This is a genomic window from Streptomyces sennicomposti (assembly GCF_019890635.1).
GTDB classification, from domain to species: domain Bacteria; phylum Actinomycetota; class Actinomycetes; order Streptomycetales; family Streptomycetaceae; genus Streptomyces; species Streptomyces sennicomposti.
The window spans coordinates 146,098-163,008 of the sequence record NZ_JAIOAB010000008.1; the positions used below are offsets into that span (position 1 = coordinate 146,098).

The following is a 16,911-nucleotide window of genomic DNA, read 5'->3' on the forward strand; positions in this document are numbered from 1 at the left end:
GTCGCTCCGGGCCGGAGCCGCCCGCCCGCCCCCGGTCCGTCCCGGCCGTACCCCCCACCACCGGAGGACGCCATGTGCCGTCTGTTCGGCCTCAGCAGCGCGCCGCGGCGCACCCGCGCCACCTTCTGGCTGCTGGACGCCCCCGACAGCCTCAGCCGCCAGAGCCACCGGGAGCCCGACGGCACCGGCCTCGGCCGCTTCACCGCGGACGGCGTGCCGCGCGTCGACAAGGCCCCGATCGCGGCGTACGAGGACCGGGCGTTCGCCGAGGAGGCGCGGCGGGTGGAGTCGGCGACCTTCGTCGCCCACATCCGCTACGCCTCCACCGGCGGCCTGGACGCCCGCAACACCCACCCCTTCGAGCAGGACGGGCGGCTGTTCGCGCACAACGGCGTCATCGAGGGCCTGGACCGGCTCGACGCCCACCTCGGCGACGACCGTTCCCTGGTGCGCGGCGACACCGACTCCGAGCGGTTCTTCGCCCTGATCACCCGGGAGACCAGGAACCACGGCGGCGACGTCACCGCCGGGATCGAGCACGCCGCCCGCTGGATCGCCCGGAACCTGCCCCTGTACGCCCTCAACCTCGTCCTCGTCACCCCGGACGAACTGTGGGCGCTGCGCTACCCCGACACCCATGAGCTGTACGTCCTGGACCGCGAGCCGGGCGGTCTGCACGGCGACCGGCACCTGGACCACAGCGGCAGCCACGGGCGGATGCGCGTCCACTCCGAGACCCTGACCGACCGGCGGGCCGTCGTCGTGGCCAGCGAACGCATGGACGACCATCCGGGCTGGCGGCTGCTGGAACCGGGCGAACTCCTCCATGTGGGCCCCGGCCCGAAGGCCGCCGGCCGGGTCGTCCTGACCGAACCGCCGGTCCACCGGCTCACCCTGGACGATCTGCGCCCCGACGCGGCCGCCTCCCAGCGGGCCGTCTAGGGTCTTTCGTTTGGGTCAGGCCGGATCAGGGAGCGGGGTCTGGTGCCGTGCCTCGCAAGGCGGAGGAGGGCGTCATGGCGGAGCCATGGCAACCGACGACAACGCCGCGAGGTGCGGTGCCAGACCCCGCGAGCCCGGCATGACCCAAACGAGAGGCCCTAGCGCGCCGAGGGCGCGCCGGGAGGCGTGTCAGGTCAGACGCGGACGCCGAACATGAACGGGCCGCCGATGGTGCTCATCGACTCGTAGCGGACGACCGTGCCGCTGCGCGGGGCGTGCAGCACCTGGCCGTTGCCCGCGTACAGGCCGACGTGGTGGATGTCGTTGAAGAAGAAGACGAGGTCGCCGACCTGGAGCTGGCTCTGCGAGTAGATCCGGGTGCCGATGGTGGCCTGCGCCTCGGAGGTGCGCGGGATCGACACGTTCGCCTGCGCGTACGCCCACGAGGTCAGGCCCGAGCAGTCGAAGGTGGACGGGCCGGCGTGGGACCACTGGTACGGGCTGCCCAGCTTGCTCTGGGCGGCGGCGAAGGCCGCGCCGGCCCGGCCGGTGCCGGCGGCCGGCGTGTGGCCGCTCTCCCCGGTGTCGCCGGAGCCGCCGGTGCTCCCCGCGCCGCCGTTCAGCCCGGGGCGCTCGGTGCCGCGGGTGGCGCGGTCCTGCTCGGCGGCCAGGGCCGCCTTCTCCTGCGCGGTGAGCGAGTTGAGCAGCTTCTGCGCCTCGGCGAGCTTGCCCTGCACCGCCTGCTTCTGGCTGCCGAGTTCGGTGCGGGTGGCGGAGAGGTCCTTGAGCTTGGCGGTGGCCTCCGCGCGCTGCTGGGCCAGTTCCCGCTGCTTGTCCTGGATCCTTCTCAGCGCGTCGGCCTGCTGGCCGCTGACCCGGTCGAGGGTGGTGGCCTTGTCCAGGTAGTCGTCCGGATCGGCGGACAGGAACAGCTGGAGCGAGGGGTCGATACCGCCGGTGCGGTACTGCCCGGCCGCCATCGAACCCAGGCCGTCGCGCAGCTCGTTGAGATCCTGCTGGCCGCGGGCGACGTTGTCCTGGATGGTGGAGATCTCCTTCTGGAGCTTCTCCTGCTTCTCCTTGGCCCCGTTGTACTTCTCGGTGGCCTGCTCCGCCTCCTCGTAGAGCTTGTCGACCTTGGACTTGACCTCGTCCTTGCTCGGCTTCGCGCCGGGCGCCGCGTTGGCCGCCTGTGCGCTGATCGCCACGGCTGCCGCCGCCGCGGTCGTGAGCACGGTCACCCGTGCGCGGCTGGGCTGTCGGGGTCGACGGTGGGACGCCACGGAAGCGCTCTCCTTCTTCTGGGTGAGTACCCGATCGGAAGTTCGAAGCCCGACCCTAGTGACCTGATCGTGATGAATTCAATTCCTCCCCCCACGAAATCCCACCATGTCCTTCATTACTTGCACCCGACTCACCACGAACCGAACGCTCCCCACCCCGCCCGGCGGCCGCTCGACCTGCTCTCCGCCTCATAGGAACTTCCCCGGCCGACGCGTAACGTGAGGCACCATGAAGATCCTCATCAGCGCCGACATGGAAGGCGCCACCGGTGTCACCTGGCCGGGCGATGTGCTGCCGGGGACGCCGCAGTGGGAGCGGTGCCGGTCGATGTTCACCTCCGACGTCAACGCGGCCGTGCTCGGCTTCTTCGACGGCGGCGCCGACGAGGTGCTGATCAACGAGGCCCACTGGTCGATGCGCAACCTGCTCCTGGAGCGGCTGGACGAGCGGGCGCAGATGCTCACCGGACGGCACAAGTCGCTGTCCATGGTGGAGGGCGTGCAGCACGGCGACGTGGACGGCATCGCGTTCATCGGCTACCACGCGGGCGCCGGCATGGAGGGCGTCCTCGCGCACACGTATCTCGCCAACCAGATCACCGGCGTGTGGCTGAACGACGTACGGGCCAGCGAGGGGCTGCTCAACGCACAGGTGGCCGCCGAGTACGGGGTGCCGGTCGTCCTCGTCACCGGCGACGACCTAGCCTGCGAGGACGCGCTCGGTTACGCGCCCGAGGCGCTGAAGGTGGCAGTGAAGGACCATGTGTCGCGCTACGCGGCCGTGTGCCGCACCCCCGCCCGCACCGCCGCCGACATCCGCGCCGCGGCGAAGCAGGCCGCCGAGCTGGCGGTGCGTCATGAACCGGCGGAGGCGGGGCCGTTCACCGTGGCGGTCGAGTTCGACGCCGAGCACCTGGCGATGGCCGCCACCGTCGTCCCCGGCGTGTCCCGCATCGGGGAACGGAAGGTGGCCTACACCAGCGCCACCATGTACGAGGGCATCCGCACCTTCAAGGCGGTCACCACGATCGCCTCGGCCGCCGTGGAGGAACAGTATGGCTGACGCACTGGCACTGGACGAGGTCGTCCGGTTCACCTCCGACCTCATCCGCATCGACACCACCAACCGGGGCGGCGGCGACTGCCGGGAGCGCCCGGCCGCCGAGTACGCCGCCGAACAGCTCGCCGGGGCGGGCCTGGCCCCGCTGCTGCTGGAGCGCACCGAGGGCCGTACCAACGTCGTCGCCCGGATCGAGGGGACCGACCCGTCGGCGCCCGCGCTGCTCGTCCACGGCCACCTCGACGTGGTGCCCGCGCGCGCCGGGGACTGGAGCGTCGACCCCTTCTCCGGCGAGGTCCGCGACGGTGTCGTGTGGGGCCGGGGCGCGGTCGACATGAAGAACATGGACGCGATGATCCTCGCCGTGGTCCGCGCCTGGGCCCGGCAGGGCGTGCGCCCGCGCCGCGACGTGGTGATCGCGTTCACCGCCGACGAGGAGGACAGCGCCGAGGACGGCTCGGGCTTCCTCGCCGACCGGCACGCCGAGCTGTTCGAGGGCTGCACCGAGGGGATCAGCGAGTCCGGGGCGTTCACCTTCCACGACGGCACCGGCCGGGAGATCTACCCGATCGCGGCCGGTGAGCGCGGCACCGCCTGGCTGCGCCTGAGGGCGCGCGGCCGGGCCGGCCACGGCTCCCGCGTGAACACGGAGAACGCGGTGACCCGGCTGGCCGCCGCCGTCGCCCGCATCGGCGACCACGAGTGGCCGCTCAGACTCACCCCGACCGTCCGCGCGGCGCTCACCGAACTCGCCGCGCTGCACGGCCTGGAGCCCGATCTGCAGAACGCGGACGCGCTGCTGGACAAGCTCGGCCCGGCCGCGGAACTGGTGGCGGCGACCGTCCGCAACAGCGCCAACCCCACCATGTTCGAGGCCGGTTACAAGGTCAACGTCATCCCGGGCGAGGCCGTCGCCCACGTCGACGGACGGTTCCTGCCCGGCGGCGAGGACGAGTTCCGCGCCACCCTCGACCAACTGACGGGCCCGGACGTCGACTGGGAGTTCCTGCACCGCGAGACGGCGCTCCAGTCGCCGGTCGACTCGCCGACGTTCGCGGCGATGCGCGCCGCCGTCAAGGAGTTCGCGCCCGAGGGCCATGTGGTGCCGTACTGCATGGCGGGCGGCACCGACGCCAAGCAGTTCTCGCGGCTCGGCATCACCGGGTACGGGTTCTCGCCGCTGAAGCTGCCCGATGGCTTCGACTACCACCACATGTTCCACGGGGTGGACGAGCGCGTCCCGGTGGAGGCGCTGCACTTCGGCGTCCGCGTCCTCGACCGCTTCCTGCGGTCCGCCTGAACGCGGAGGCGGCGCCTCCATCCGGAGGCGCCTCGACGCCGTGGCGCCGGAACTCCGGGGCGTGCGAACTCCGAAGCGCCCGGGCTCCGTAGCGTCCGAACGCCCTGGCATCCGAACCTGAAGGGGAGACAGTGCAGATACTGCCGTACGGTTCCTGGCCCTCGCCCGTCGACGCGGCCCTCACCGCCGCCCACGACGGCCGGCCGGAGTTCGCCGGTTTCGTCGGCGACGAGGTCTGGTGGACCGCGCCCCGCCCGGCGGAGGGCGGCCGGCGGGCGCTGGTGCGGCGCGCCGCCGACGGCGGGGAGTCGGTGCTGCCCGCACCGTGGAACGTGCGCAGCCGCGTCATCGAGTACGGCGGCCGGCCGTGGGACGGGGCGCTGCGCGACGGCCAACCGCTGCTGGTGTTCGCACACTTCGCCGACCAGCGCCTGTACGCCTACGAGCCCGGCGGCGAGCCGCGTCCCCTCACCCCCGTCTCGCCCATCGGCGGCGGACTGCGCTGGGCGGAGCCGCAGGTGCTGGTGGAGCGCGGCGAAGTCTGGTGCGTGCTGGAGGAGTTCACGGGCGAGGGAGCGAGCGACGTACGGCGGGTGCTCGCCGCCGTGCCGCTGGACGGCTCGGCCGCAGAGGACCGCGGCGCGGTGCGCGAACTCACCGGCGCACGGCACCGGTTCGTCACCGGACCGCGGCTGTCCCCGGACGGCCGGCAGGCCGCGTGGCTGGCCTGGGACCACCCCCGGATGCCGTGGGACGGCACGGAACTGCTGACCGCCGAGATCACCGCCGACGGACGCCTCGGCGCGCCCCGCACCGTCGCCGGCGGCCCCGACGAGTCGATCGCGCAGGTGGACTGGGCCGCCGACGGCTCGCTGCTGTACGCGAGCGACCGCAGCGGCTGGTGGAACCTCTACCGCGACGGCCGGCCGCTGTGCCCGCGCGAGGAGGAGTTCGCCGGACCGCTGTGGAAGCTCGGCCAGCGCTGGTTCGCGCCGCTGGAGTGCGGCCTGATCGCCGTCCTGCACGGACGCGGCGCGGCCGCGCTCGGCATACTCGACCCGGAGACCGGCGAGATCGCCGACGTCCCCGGGCCCTGGACCGAGTTCGAGCCCACCCTCGCGGTGCGCGGCGACCGGGTGGTCACGGTCGCCGCCGGCCCGCACCGCGCGCACGAGGTCGTGGAGCTGGACACCCGCACCGGGCACACCCGGGTCATCGGCGCCGCGCACCGGGACGCCGTCGATCCCGCCTACCACCCCCGGCCGCTGGCGCGCACCTTCACCGGCCCGGACGGCCGCGAGGTCCACGCGCAGGTCTACCCGCCGCACCACCCCGAGTGCGCCGCCCCCGAGGGCGAGCTGCCGCCGTACGTGGTGTGGGCGCACGGCGGGCCCACCAGCCGCTCCCCGCTCGTCCTCGACCTGGAGATCGCCTACTTCACCTCGCGCGGCATCGGCGTGGCCAAGGTCGACTACGGCGGCTCCACGGGGTACGGCCGCGCGTACCGCAACCGGCTGCGCGAGCAGTGGGGCGTCGTGGACGTCGAGGACTGCGCGGCCGTGGCCCTCGCCCTCGCCGAGGAGGGCAGCGCCGACCGCGCCCGGCTCGCGATCCGGGGCGGCAGCGCGGGCGGCTGGACGACCGCCGCCTCCCTGACCGGCACCGACGTCTACGCCTGCGGCACCATCCTCTACCCGGTGCTGGACCTGACCGGCTGGGGCTCGGGGGAGACCCACGACTTCGAGTCGCGGTACCTGGAGACGCTGGTCGGGCCGATCGACCAGGTGCCCGAGCGGTACGCCGAGCGCTCGCCCGCCACCCACGCCGACCGGCTCACCGCCCCGTTCCTGCTGCTCCAGGGCCTGGACGACGTGATCTGCCCGCCGGCCCAGTGCGAGCGGTTCCTGGCCCGGCTGGCCGGGCGGAAGGTGCCGCACGCCTATCTCACCTTCGAGGGCGAGGGCCACGGGTTCCGGCGGGCGGCGACCCTGGTGCGGGCGCTGGAGGCCGAGCTGTCGCTGTACGCTCAGGTGTTCGGCCTGGACGTGGCAGGCGACCTCCCGACCCTGGAGCTGGAGACGTGAAGGAACTGGTCCGTCCCGCGCGGCTCGCGCCCGGCGCCCGGGTGGCCGTCGTGGCCCCCAGCGGCCCGGTGCCCGAGGAACGGCTCCAGGCCGGTCTGGACGTGCTGCGCGGCTGGGACCTCGACCCGGTCGTCGCACCGCACGTGCTCGACCGGCACGAGAGCTTCCCCTACCTCGCCGGTTCCGACGCCGGCCGGGCCGCCGATCTGCAGAACGCCTGGTGCGATCCGGCCGTCGACGCGGTGCTGTGCGCCCGCGGCGGCTACGGCGCGCAGCGGATGGCCGATCTGCTGGACTGGGACGCGATGCGCGCGGCCGGGCCGAAGGTGTTCGTCGGCTTCAGCGACATCACCGCCCTGCACGAGGCCTTCGCCACCCGCCTCGGCCTGGTCACCCTGCACGGCCCGATGGCCGCCGGCGTGGACTTCGTCAAGAACGCCCGGGCGCAGGACCACCTCCGGGCGACCCTGTTCGCGCCCGAGACGGTCCGTGTGATCGCCTCCGGCGGCGCCGCCCTGGTCCCCGGCCGGGCCCGGGGCGTCACGCTCGGCGGCTGCCTGGCCCTGCTCGCCGCCGAACTCGGCGTCCCGCACGCCCGGCCCTCGGCGGCCGGGGGACTGCTGTGCCTGGAGGACGTGGGCGAGGACACGTACCGCCTGGACCGCTACCTCACCCAGCTGCTGCGCGCCGGATGGCTCGACGGGGTGCGCGGCGTGCTGCTCGGGTCGTGGGAGAGCTGCGAGGGACCCGACCAGGTGCGGGCGCTGCTCGCCGACCGGCTCGGCGGCCTCGGGGCGCCCGTCGCCGAGGACTTCGGGTTCGGGCACTGCGAGGGGGCGTTGACGATCCCGTTCGGCGTCGCGGCGGAACTCGACGCGGAGGACGGCACGTTGACGCTGGAGGCCCCGGCGCTGCGCTGAGGGACGGCCTGATTACGCGGAACTGATGACACGTCAGGACACCCCGCGGCGGTGTTTGACGAGGTCCGGCACGTGTCCCAGCATGAGGGCAGCCGGTACTTACCGGTAGGTAAGTACCGGCTGCCCCGCTGTGGAGGTCCTGTGTCCCGTCGCGCGCCCGGAGTCCGCGCCGCCCTCGCCGCCGCCCTCGTCACGGCGCTCGCCGCAGCGCCGGCCCTCGCGGCGCCCACCGCGCTCGCCGCCCCCGCGACGACCGGTGAGTACGGCGTCACCGCCCTGCGGTTCACCGTCCGCGCGGGCGACCGCACCTGCGCGATCGACGCCGACGTGTACCGGCCCGCCGGCGTGGACCGCGCCCACCCGGCGCCCGCCGTGCTCACCACCAACGGCTTCGGCGGCAGCAAGAACGACGGCTCGACGAACGCGACCGGCGCGGCCCTCGCCCGGCGCGGCTATGTGGTCCTCGCCTACTCGGGCCTCGGCTTCGGCCGCTCGGGCTGCCTGATCTCCCTCGACCACCCCGGCATCGACGGCCGCGCCGCCTCCGGGCTGATCGACTTCCTGGCCGGCGCCCGCGCCGCCGACGACGGCGCCCGCGCCGACTACGTCACCCTCGACCGCCCCGGCGACCCGCGCGTCGGCATGGTAGGCGGCTCCTACGGCGGTGCGGTCCAACTCGCCGCCGCCGCCGTGGACCACCGCATCGACGCGCTCGTCCCGATGGCCACCTGGAACGACCTGGCCCGCTCCCTCGCCCCGAACAACGCGCTCGGCGCGGGAGGAGTCCCCGGCGCGTTCAAATGGCAGTGGACCGACGGCTTCTACCTCGTCGGCGAGAGCCGGCCGCTCCTCGAGCCGTCCCTCGACCCCTCCCGGATCAACTCGCTGACCTGTCTGCACTTCGCGACCGGCTTCTGCGACACCGTCCGCACCCTCAACTCCGGCGCCTTCCCGCCCGCGAGCACCGCGCGCCTGCTCGCCTACGCCCGCGGCGTCTCACCGGCGTCCTACCTGGCCCGGGTGACCGCGCCCACCCTGCTGGTCCAGGGCCAGGCCGACACCCTGTTCAACCTCGACGAGGCCACCGCCACCTACCGGGCGCTCAAGGCCCACGGCGCCGAGACCAGGATGATCTGGCAGTCCTGGGGCCACAGCGGCGGCGTCACCGGCCCCGGCACCGGCGAACTCGACCTGGCGCGCGGCGACCTGGAGTCGAGCTACGTCGGCAGACGCGTCCTCGCCTGGTTCGACCGCCATCTGCGCCGCCACCGCGGGACGGGCCCCGGACCGGAGTTCGCCTACTACCGCGACTGGATCGCCGACCCGGACCACACCTACGCCACCGCCGACCGCCTCCCCGCGCTGAACCGGACCCTGTACCTGTCGGGCGACGGCACCCTCGTGACGAACCCCCGCCAGATCGTCCGCGGCAGCCGCTCCTACGCCAACCAGCCGCTGCCCAGCAGCCATTCGGAGAGTTCACTGGCCGCACTCACCGGGCTGCCCGACCCCGCGCCCCACGACACCGAGGGCACGTACCTCGGCTGGACCAGCGCCCCGCTGGAGCGCGCCCTCGACGTCGTCGGCGCTCCCCGCGCCACCCTCAGGGTGCACTCGCCGGCCGCCGAACAGGCCCAGCGCTCCACCGACGCCGCCGACCGGCTCGTCCTGTTCGCCAAGCTGTACGACGTCGCGCCCGACGGCACCCAGTCCCTCGTGCACCGGCTGATCGCCCCCGTACGCGTCCCCGACGCCACCCGGCCCTTCACGGTGGCCCTGCCGGGCATCGTCCACCGCTACCAGCCGGGCCACCGGCTGCGGTTCGTGATCGCGGCGAGCGACGACGCCTACTTCGGCAACCGGGGGATCAAACCCGTCACCGTCACCGCCGCGCCCGGCGACGCCGGCACCCTCCGGCTGCCCATCGTGGGCGACTGAATCCGGCCGACCGGATTAGGGTGGCGGCATGCCGCACACCGCCTCCCCGTACCTCGCCGAAGGCCCCCGCGTGGGCATCCGTCACTTCACCCAGGACGACGCCGCCGAGTTCACCGCCCGCGTCCGCGAGAGCCTCGACCTGCACCGCCCGTGGCTCTTCCCGCCGGCCACCGCGGAGGCGTACGCCGCCTACGCCGGACGGCTGATCGAGGACGAGGACCGGGCCGGCTACCTGGTCTGCGACAGGGACGACGGCGCGATCGCCGGCTACATCAACATCAACAACATCGTGCGGGGCGCCTTCCAGTCCGGCGCGCTCGGCTACGGCGCCTTCGCGCACGCCGCCGGACGCGGACTGATGAAGGAGGGCCTGAACCTCGTCATCGGCCACGCCTTCGGCCCGCTGGGACTGCACCGGCTGGAGATCAACGCCCAGCCGGGCAACACCGCCTCCCTCGCCCTGGCCCGCTCCTGCGGATTCCGCCTGGAGGGCTACTCGCCCGGCATGCTCTACGTCGACGGAGCCTGGCGCGACCACGAACGGTGGGCGCTCACCGCCGAGATGCGGACTTCCGGTTGATCTTCATCGTGTCGAGGTCCGTCGCGGTCGAGCGCAGCTCCCCGAAACCGTAACCGAGTTCCCGCAGCGTCGTCTCCGCGCGGTCCTCGGCGATCGCGGCGGCCATCTCCTCGCCGTCGGCGGCGTCGGACACCACCACGTAGCGCATCGAGAAGTGCTTCAGCGGCGCCGCCTCGTACGACAGCGAGCCCTCCTCGGTGAACCGCATGCTCGTCAGGCCGTGGTCCGCCGCCTCGGCCAGCAGCCGTTCCCGCGCCCGCTCGGTCAGCCCGTCCCAGGCGCCCCGGACGATGACCCGGTAGGTGTGCTGCTCGCTCATCGGTCCTGCTGCTCCTCGTCGCGTTCCGTCCCCGTGCCGAAGGACCGACTGTACGCGGCCCGGACCGCGCCGCCCACCTGATTTGAGCCCCGTTCCCGATCCGCCGCCTTTGCGCAATCCTGACCGCCACCGCCCCTGGTCAGCTCACCGGCGACCGGGTTCCATGGTGATCGTGACGACGATCCGACATGAGGTACTCACGCTGCCCGCCGCACCGCTCGGGCCGGACAACCCGCTGCCGGCGCTGCGCCCGCTCGACGAGGTCCACCGCATCGAGGACCGGGACAGGGCGGGCCTGCCGCACGACATGGCCCGGCAGATCGGCTACGCCCCGCTGCACAGCCTGCTCCCCGCGCCGGTCCGCGACGGCTACGGCAGAACCCGCCAGGACCGCACGATCGACGCCCTCGTCCTCGAGAACGACCGGCTGCGCGCCACCGTGCTGCCCGGCCTCGGCGGTCGGATCGCCTCCCTCGTCCACCTGCCCACCGGCCGTGAACTCCTCTACCGCAACCCGGTGTTCCAGCCTGCCAACTTCGCCCTGAACGGCGCCTGGTTCTCCGGTGGCGTCGAATGGAACATCGGCGCCACCGGCCACACCACCCTGTCCTGCGCACCCCTGCACGCCGCCCGCGTCCCCGCCCCCGACGGCGGCGCCATGCTGCGCCTGTGGGAGTGGGAACGGCTGCGCGACCTGCCCTTCCAGGTCGACCTGTGGCTGCCCGACGGCTCCGACTTCCTGCACGTGGGCGTCCGCGTCCGCAACCCGCACGAGCGGCCCGTGCCCACGTACTGGTGGTCCAACATCGCCGTCCCCGAGGAACGCCGGGTGCTCGCCCCCGCCGAGGAGGCCTGGAACTTCGGCTACGAGCGCCGCCTGCGCCGGGTCCCCGTCCCCGCGTACGACGGCGTGGACCGCACCTACCCCCTCAACAGCCCGTACGCCGCCGACTACTTCTACGAGGTCCCCGACGGCCGCCGCCGCTGGATCGCCGCGCTCGACGAGCACGGCGACGGGCTGGTGCAGACCTCCACCGACGTGCTGCGCGGCCGCAAGCTGTTCGTGTGGGGTTCCGGCGCCGGCGGCCGGCGCTGGCAGGAGTGGCTCACCGAGCCCGGCACCGGCGGCTACTGCGAGATCCAGGCGGGCCTGGCCCGCACCCAGCTGGAACACGTACGCCTGGAGGCGGAGAGCGAGGTGGCCTGGCTGGAGTCCTACGGTCCGCTCGACGCACCCCCGCCGGCGGGGGAGTGGCGGGCCGCCGTACGGCGCACCGAGCAGCGGCTGGAGGCCGTACTGCCGCGGGCCGCCGTGGACGCCGCCTACGCCGCCTGGAAGCCGTACGCCGACGCCGAACCGGAGGAGATCCTGAGCACCGGTTCCGGCTGGGGAGCGCTCGAAGTGCTGCGCGGCGGCTGGAAGCTGCCCGGCACGCCGTTCGCCGAGTCGGCCATGGGCGAGGAGCAGGAACCGTGGCGGCACCTGCTGCGCGTCGGCTCCCTGCCCGAACCCGAACCGTCCGGGCCGCCCGGACCGAGCCTGGTCGCCCCGCACTGGCGCGACCTGCTGGAGACGGCGCCCGCGACTCCGGCCGCCGAGTACCACCTCGGCGTCGCCCAGTGGCACGCCGGCGACCGGGCGCAGGCGGTGCGCAGCTGGGAGCGGGCGCTCGAACTCGCCCCGGCGCACTGGCCGTCGCTGCGCTGTCTGGCCGTGGCCGACCGGGACAGCGAGCACCACGAGCGCGCCGCCGACCGCTACCGGCAGGCCTTCGACGGCCTGTGCGCGGGGCGTCCGGGCGACGACGAGCGGTGGACGGCGGCCGCCGCCGCGCTCGGCCGCGAGGCGATCGAGGCGCTGCTGCGGGCCGGACGCCCGGCCGAGGCCCGCGCGGTGTGGGACCGGCTGGACGCGGCCACCCGGGCCCGCGGCCGGTTCCGGCTGATCGAGGCGGAGCTGCTGCTCGCCGAGGGACACGCCGAGCGGGCGCGGGCCGTCCTCGCCGAGGACTTCGAGGTCGCCGACCTCAGGGAGGGCGACGAACGGCTCGGCCAGGTGTGGCGGCGGTCGGGCGGCGGCGAACTGCCCGCCCGCTACGACTTCCGGATGCGCCCCGACCCCTCGTGACCGGCCGTGCGCTCAGACGCGGCGGTCCACGTACTCGTACACCGCGCCGTCCGGGTGCACGGCGATGAGGTTGCGGCCCGCCGGCGTCGCGACCGGCCCGGCGACGACCCGCGCGCCGAGTTCGGTCAGCACCCGGTGCGCGTCGTCCAGGTCCTCGACGGCGATGGTCGCCGCGACCTTGCGCAGCACCTCCAGTTCCGCTTCGGGCCCGCTCATCAGCAGGAAGCAGCCGACGGCCGCCACCTGCACGCCGGCGCGCTCGAAACGCAGGGCTGTGCCGCCCGCCAGACGTTCGTAGAAGGGGACCGCGGTCTCCAGGTCGTCGACACAGACGCGCAGGCTGGCTCCGAGAATCTGCATGCGGACGAGCCTAGTTGGTGCGGGCGGCCCGGCAGGAGAGTGTCCCGGCATCGCAACGCCCGTCCGGTGACGGCGAGTTACGGCCTGCCCGGTACGGGTACTCGCCGTGGATGGAGCGCTTGGATCACCTTGAGCACCTTGACGAGCACCTGGTCGAAGAGCTGGCGCGGGTGGCGCGCGAGACGGTGCGCGACGAACTGCGCGAGCAGACCCGCCGACGGCGGCGCACGGCCGTGCTCTACGCCACCTCCGGCGCCGCCGCACTGTACGCGGGCGCGGCCGTCGCCCTCGCCGTGGGACTGGCCCTGGCGACCGCCCTGCCCGGCTGGGCGGCGGCGCTGATCACCGCGGCCGTCTTCGGCGCGGTGGCGTACGCGCTGCGCGGCGCGGCCCGCTCCGGCGCGGGGCGGCCGCGGGTGCCGAACGGGACCGGGCCGCAGGGGCACGCCCCGGCCGGACCGGACGCCGCAGGGGCGAGCGGCCTCGCGGACGGGACCGGCGGCCTCGCGGGAAGGACCGGTGATCTCGCGGCCGACGCCGGTCGCGGGCACGGCGGCGGCGCGGGGCGTCCTGCGGTGCCGCCGAAGCCCGCCGTCCCGCCCGCCGTGCCGGTCCCGGCACGGCGGGACGGCCGCGAGTCCTGACGCCGGAATCCCCGACTGGACGGGTACCGGAAGTCCCGAACCGGACGGGTAGGGGCGCCCGTCGGCTCGAGCCGACGGGCGCCCCTACCCGACTCCCGCTCTCACTGCGGCAGTTGCGGCAGCACCTTCGTGCGGTAGAAGTCGAAGAAGCCGCGCTGGTCGGCGCCGATCTGGTTGACGTAGACGCGGTCGAAGCCGGTGTCGGCGAACTCCTTCAGGGCGGCCACGTGCTGGTCGGCGTCGTCGCCGCACACGACGTTCTCGCGGACCATGTCCTCGGTGACGAGCGGCTTGAGCTGCTCGAAGTGGCGGGGACTGGAGAGCACCTGGCCCATCTCGCCGGGGAGTTGCTCGTTGTACCACAGGTCGTGCACGGTGCGGACGCACTCCTCGCGGTCGGCGCCGAAGCACACCTTCGTGCCGCCGCTGACGAGTTTGGCGCCGCCCCCGCCCTTGCGGTACTGGGTGACCATCTCCTCGTCCGGCATCATCGTGATGTAGCCGTCGCCCACGCGCGCCGCCAGCGCGGTCGCCTTCGGGCCGAACCCGGAGACGTCGATCGGGACGGGCTCCTCGGGCACGGTGTAGAGGCGGGCGTTCTCCACGGTGTAGTACGTGCCGTGGTGGGTGACCTCCTCGCCGGTCAGCAGCCGGCGGATCACCTGCACCGCCTCCTCCAGCATGTCCATCCGCACCCCCGCGGGCGGCCAGCGGTCGCCCAGGACGTGCTCGTTCAGCGCCTCGCCGGTGCCCACGCCGAGCCGGAACCGGCCCTCGGTCATCACCGCGCTGGTCGCCACCGCCTGCGCCACCACGGCCGGATGGATCCGCACGGTCGGACAGGTCACCGCGGTCTCGATGGGCAGGGACACCGCCTCGGACAGCGCCCCGATCACCGACCACACGAACGGGCTCTGGCCCTGCGCGTCGTTCCACGGGTGGTAGTGGTCGGAGATCCACAGCGCCTGGAACCCGGCCTGCTCGGCCATTCTGGCCTGCTCGACGAGGTCCGCCGGACCGTACTGCTCGCACGAGAGGAAGTAGCCGTACTCGGGCATGGAGGGACACCTCCGGGACATGGGCGGGCGGGGGACGCGCTGCCGAGTACCCGGCGCGGACGGCGGAAACCGGAGGCGGGGCGCCCGCGGACCGGTCCTGAGGCACCGCGCCCGGCCTGCTGCGGCGGCCCCGCGGCCGGGGCGGCGCACGTTTGGCCGACCCGGCCAGGGGGACGCGGAAAGTTCCGCACCAGGCACGACCGCGCCGGAGGCCAACCGTGGGGCGACCCCGCATCCTGATCGTCGGTGCCGGCTTCGCCGGATACCGGGCGGCCCGGGCCCTGTCCCGGATGTCCCGGGGCAAGGCCGACATCACCCTGCTCAACCCGACCGACTACTTCCTGTACCTGCCGCTGCTGCCCCAGGTCGCCGCCGGCGTCCTGGAACCGCGCCGGGTCACCGTCTCCCTCTCCGGGACGCTGCCCGGGGTACGGCTCGTCCTCGGCGAGGCCGACGGCATCGACATGGACGCGCGCACCGTGCACTGCACCGGGCCCGAGGGGCGCGCCGGCACCCTGGCGTACGACCGGCTGGTACTGGCGGTCGGCAGCGTCAACAAGCTGCTGCCGATCCCCGGCGTCGCCGAGCACGCGCACGGCTTCCGCGGGCTGCCCGAGGCGCTGTACCTGCGCGACCACGTCACCCGGCAGGTGGAACTCGCCGCGGCGGCCGGGGACCGGGAGGAGTGCGCGGCGCGCTGCACGTTCGTCGTCGTAGGCGCCGGTTACACCGGCACCGAGGTCGCCGCGCAGGGCAAGACGTACACCGACGCGCAGGTACGCCGCCATCCGCTGCGGCAGGGCCTGCGGCCGCGCTGGCTGCTCCTGGACGTCGCGCCGCGCGTCCTGCCCGAGCTGGACGAACGGCTCTCGCGCACCGCCGACCGGGTGCTGCGGGAGCGGGGCGTCGACGTGCGCATGGGCACGTCCGTGCGGGAGGCGACGCACGAGGGGGTGGTGCTGACGGACGGCGAGTTCGTGCCGACCCGCACGCTCGTGTGGTGCGTGGGCGTACGGCCCGATCCGCTGGTGGAGAGCGTGGGGGAGCCGCTGGAGCGGGGGCGGCTGGTCGTGGACCCGTTCCTCCAGGTGCCCGGGCGGCCGGAGGTGTTCGCGTGCGGGGACGCGGCGGCGGTGCCGGATCTCGACCGTCCGGGCGAGTTCACGCCGATGACGGCGCAGCACGCCTGGCGGCAGGGCAGGACCGCCGCCGTCAACGTCGCCGCCTCGCTCGGCGTCGGGACGGCGCGGCCCTACCGCCACCGCGACCTCGGGTTCGTGGTGGACCTCGGCGGGGCGCGGGCCGCCGCGAATCCGCTGGGCGTCCCGCTGTCGGGCCTCGCGGCCGGCGCGGTCACCCGCGGCTACCACCTGGCGGCGATGCCGGGCAACCGGGTGCGGGTGGCCGCGGACTGGCTCCTGAACGCGGTACTGCCGCGCCAGGCCGTCCAGTTGGGCCTCGTACGGTCCTGGTCGGTCCCGCTGGAATCGGCGTCCCCGGAACTGGCCCGCGTCCCGGGCGGCCCGCCCCGCGAGGCGGAGGGTCCGGGCGGGTCCGGTGAGGGTCCGGGCGGGTCCGGCGCGGGCGCGGACGCCTCTGCCGTGGGTGCGGACGAGTCCGGTGACACCGGCGGCGTGCCGATCACCGAGATCATCGACAACACGGAGAAGGCCCAACTGGCAGGCGCGGAGCCGCCCCCGCACCCCGCACGGAACGGACCGCGCGAGCAGCCCGCGCCGGGCCGCCCGGGCGATGAGCCCGCACGTGGCCGGACGAACACCGAGCCCGCACCCGCCGAGCCGCGAGCTGAGCCCGCGAGCCGACCGGGCGGTGATCCCGCCAAGAGCCGGCCGGGCGGGGAGTTCGCGAAAACCCGACCAGGTCCGGAACCCGCGAAGAACCAACCGGGCGGCGAGCCCGCGAAGAATCAGCCCGGCGGTGAGCCCGCCAGGAATCAGCCCGGCGGTGAGCCCGAGGCGCCTCGGGCGGGTCCCCCGCCCGTGCGGGAGCAGGCGGGCGGCACGTCCGGGCGGGACCGTCCGGACGCCGGGCCGAGGCGGAACCGGCGCGGCGGCGGGTCCGGCCGGAACCGGTCGGCCGCCCGGCAGGCGAAGGCGCAGCCGGGCCCCGGCGCCGCGCGCGGCGGTTCCCGAGAGCAGCCGACCCGGAGCGGCCCGGGCGACGAGCCGGCCGAGGGCCGGCCTCCCGGCGGACCCGCCGGAGAGCCGCGCGTGGGCCGCGGAAGCGCCGCGCCGTACCCCGGGCGCGGTTCCGGTCACGGCCCCGCCCCTGGTC

Annotated in this window: 14 protein-coding genes; 10 read left to right on the forward strand and 4 right to left on the reverse strand. The window is 74.4% G+C overall.

What is annotated here, in order from left to right:
• Window positions 1–72: 72 nt before the first annotated feature.
• Window positions 73–942 (forward strand): class II glutamine amidotransferase, encoded by an 870-nt coding sequence (locus K7787_RS07695; RefSeq protein ID WP_223000926.1) that lies wholly within the window; start codon window positions 73–75, stop codon window positions 940–942.
• Between the two features lie 194 nt (window positions 943–1,136).
• On the opposite strand, the gene K7787_RS07700 is transcribed toward K7787_RS07695, so the two are convergent.
• A complete protein-coding gene (locus K7787_RS07700) occupies window positions 1,137–2,225 on the reverse strand; it encodes a C40 family peptidase (RefSeq protein WP_223000927.1) in 1,089 nt (362 codons plus the stop codon).
• A gap of 229 nt (window positions 2,226–2,454) precedes the next feature.
• On the opposite strand from K7787_RS07700, the gene K7787_RS07705 reads away from it, so the two are divergent.
• From K7787_RS07705 to K7787_RS07730, 6 genes are all read left to right on the forward strand, one after another.
• On the forward strand, window positions 2,455–3,288 hold the full coding sequence (locus tag K7787_RS07705) for a M55 family metallopeptidase (protein ID WP_009191469.1): 834 nt from the start codon (window positions 2,455–2,457) through the stop codon (window positions 3,286–3,288).
• A complete protein-coding gene (locus K7787_RS07710) occupies window positions 3,281–4,585 on the forward strand; it encodes a M20/M25/M40 family metallo-hydrolase (RefSeq protein ID WP_223000928.1) in 1,305 nt (434 codons plus the stop codon). The genes K7787_RS07705 and K7787_RS07710 overlap by 8 nt, the downstream gene beginning before the upstream one ends.
• 131 nt (window positions 4,586–4,716) lie before the next feature.
• The gene (locus K7787_RS07715) at window positions 4,717–6,669 is read left to right on the forward strand and encodes a prolyl oligopeptidase family serine peptidase (RefSeq protein WP_223000929.1); all 1,953 of its coding nucleotides are present in this window, start codon (window positions 4,717–4,719) and stop codon (window positions 6,667–6,669) included.
• On the forward strand, window positions 6,666–7,589 hold the full coding sequence (locus K7787_RS07720) for a S66 peptidase family protein (protein WP_019985150.1): 924 nt from the start codon (window positions 6,666–6,668) through the stop codon (window positions 7,587–7,589). The genes K7787_RS07715 and K7787_RS07720 overlap by 4 nt, the downstream gene beginning before the upstream one ends.
• Window positions 7,590–7,730: 141 nt before the next feature.
• Complete coding sequence (locus K7787_RS07725) at window positions 7,731–9,527, forward strand: CocE/NonD family hydrolase (protein ID WP_223000930.1); 1,797 nt, start codon at window positions 7,731–7,733, stop codon at window positions 9,525–9,527.
• A gap of 28 nt (window positions 9,528–9,555) precedes the next feature.
• Complete coding sequence (locus K7787_RS07730; protein ID WP_009191474.1) at window positions 9,556–10,107, forward strand: GNAT family N-acetyltransferase; 552 nt, start codon at window positions 9,556–9,558, stop codon at window positions 10,105–10,107.
• Here K7787_RS07730 and K7787_RS07735 read toward each other — a convergent pair.
• Window positions 10,079–10,426: a DUF6204 family protein gene (locus tag K7787_RS07735; RefSeq protein WP_009191475.1), complete on the reverse strand. Its 348-nt coding sequence runs from the start codon at window positions 10,424–10,426 to the stop codon at window positions 10,079–10,081. The genes K7787_RS07730 and K7787_RS07735 overlap by 29 nt on opposite strands.
• 163 nt (window positions 10,427–10,589) lie before the next feature.
• Here K7787_RS07735 and K7787_RS07740 point away from each other — a divergent pair, with 163 nt between their 5' ends.
• Window positions 10,590–12,554 carry a DUF5107 domain-containing protein gene (locus K7787_RS07740; protein ID WP_223000931.1) on the forward strand — a complete coding sequence of 655 codons (1,965 nt, stop codon included), beginning with the start codon at window positions 10,590–10,592 and terminating at the stop codon, window positions 12,552–12,554.
• Between the two features lie 12 nt (window positions 12,555–12,566).
• Here the strand turns inward: K7787_RS07740 and K7787_RS07745 are convergent, their stop codons facing one another.
• Window positions 12,567–12,914 carry a VOC family protein gene (locus tag K7787_RS07745; RefSeq protein ID WP_009191477.1) on the reverse strand — a complete coding sequence of 116 codons (348 nt, stop codon included), beginning with the start codon at window positions 12,912–12,914 and terminating at the stop codon, window positions 12,567–12,569.
• Between the two features lie 110 nt (window positions 12,915–13,024).
• On the opposite strand from K7787_RS07745, the gene K7787_RS07750 reads away from it, so the two are divergent.
• On the forward strand, window positions 13,025–13,558 hold the full coding sequence (locus tag K7787_RS07750) for a phage holin family protein (protein ID WP_223000932.1): 534 nt from the start codon (window positions 13,025–13,027) through the stop codon (window positions 13,556–13,558).
• 101 nt (window positions 13,559–13,659) lie between these two features.
• Here the strand turns inward: K7787_RS07750 and K7787_RS07755 are convergent, their stop codons facing one another.
• On the reverse strand, window positions 13,660–14,616 hold the full coding sequence (locus tag K7787_RS07755) for an LLM class F420-dependent oxidoreductase (RefSeq protein ID WP_019985155.1): 957 nt from the start codon (window positions 14,614–14,616) through the stop codon (window positions 13,660–13,662).
• A 236-nt stretch (window positions 14,617–14,852) separates the two neighbouring features.
• Here K7787_RS07755 and K7787_RS07760 point away from each other — a divergent pair.
• On the forward strand, window positions 14,853–16,911 hold a 2,059-nt coding region (locus K7787_RS07760; RefSeq protein ID WP_247720669.1), incomplete at its 3' end, for an NAD(P)/FAD-dependent oxidoreductase.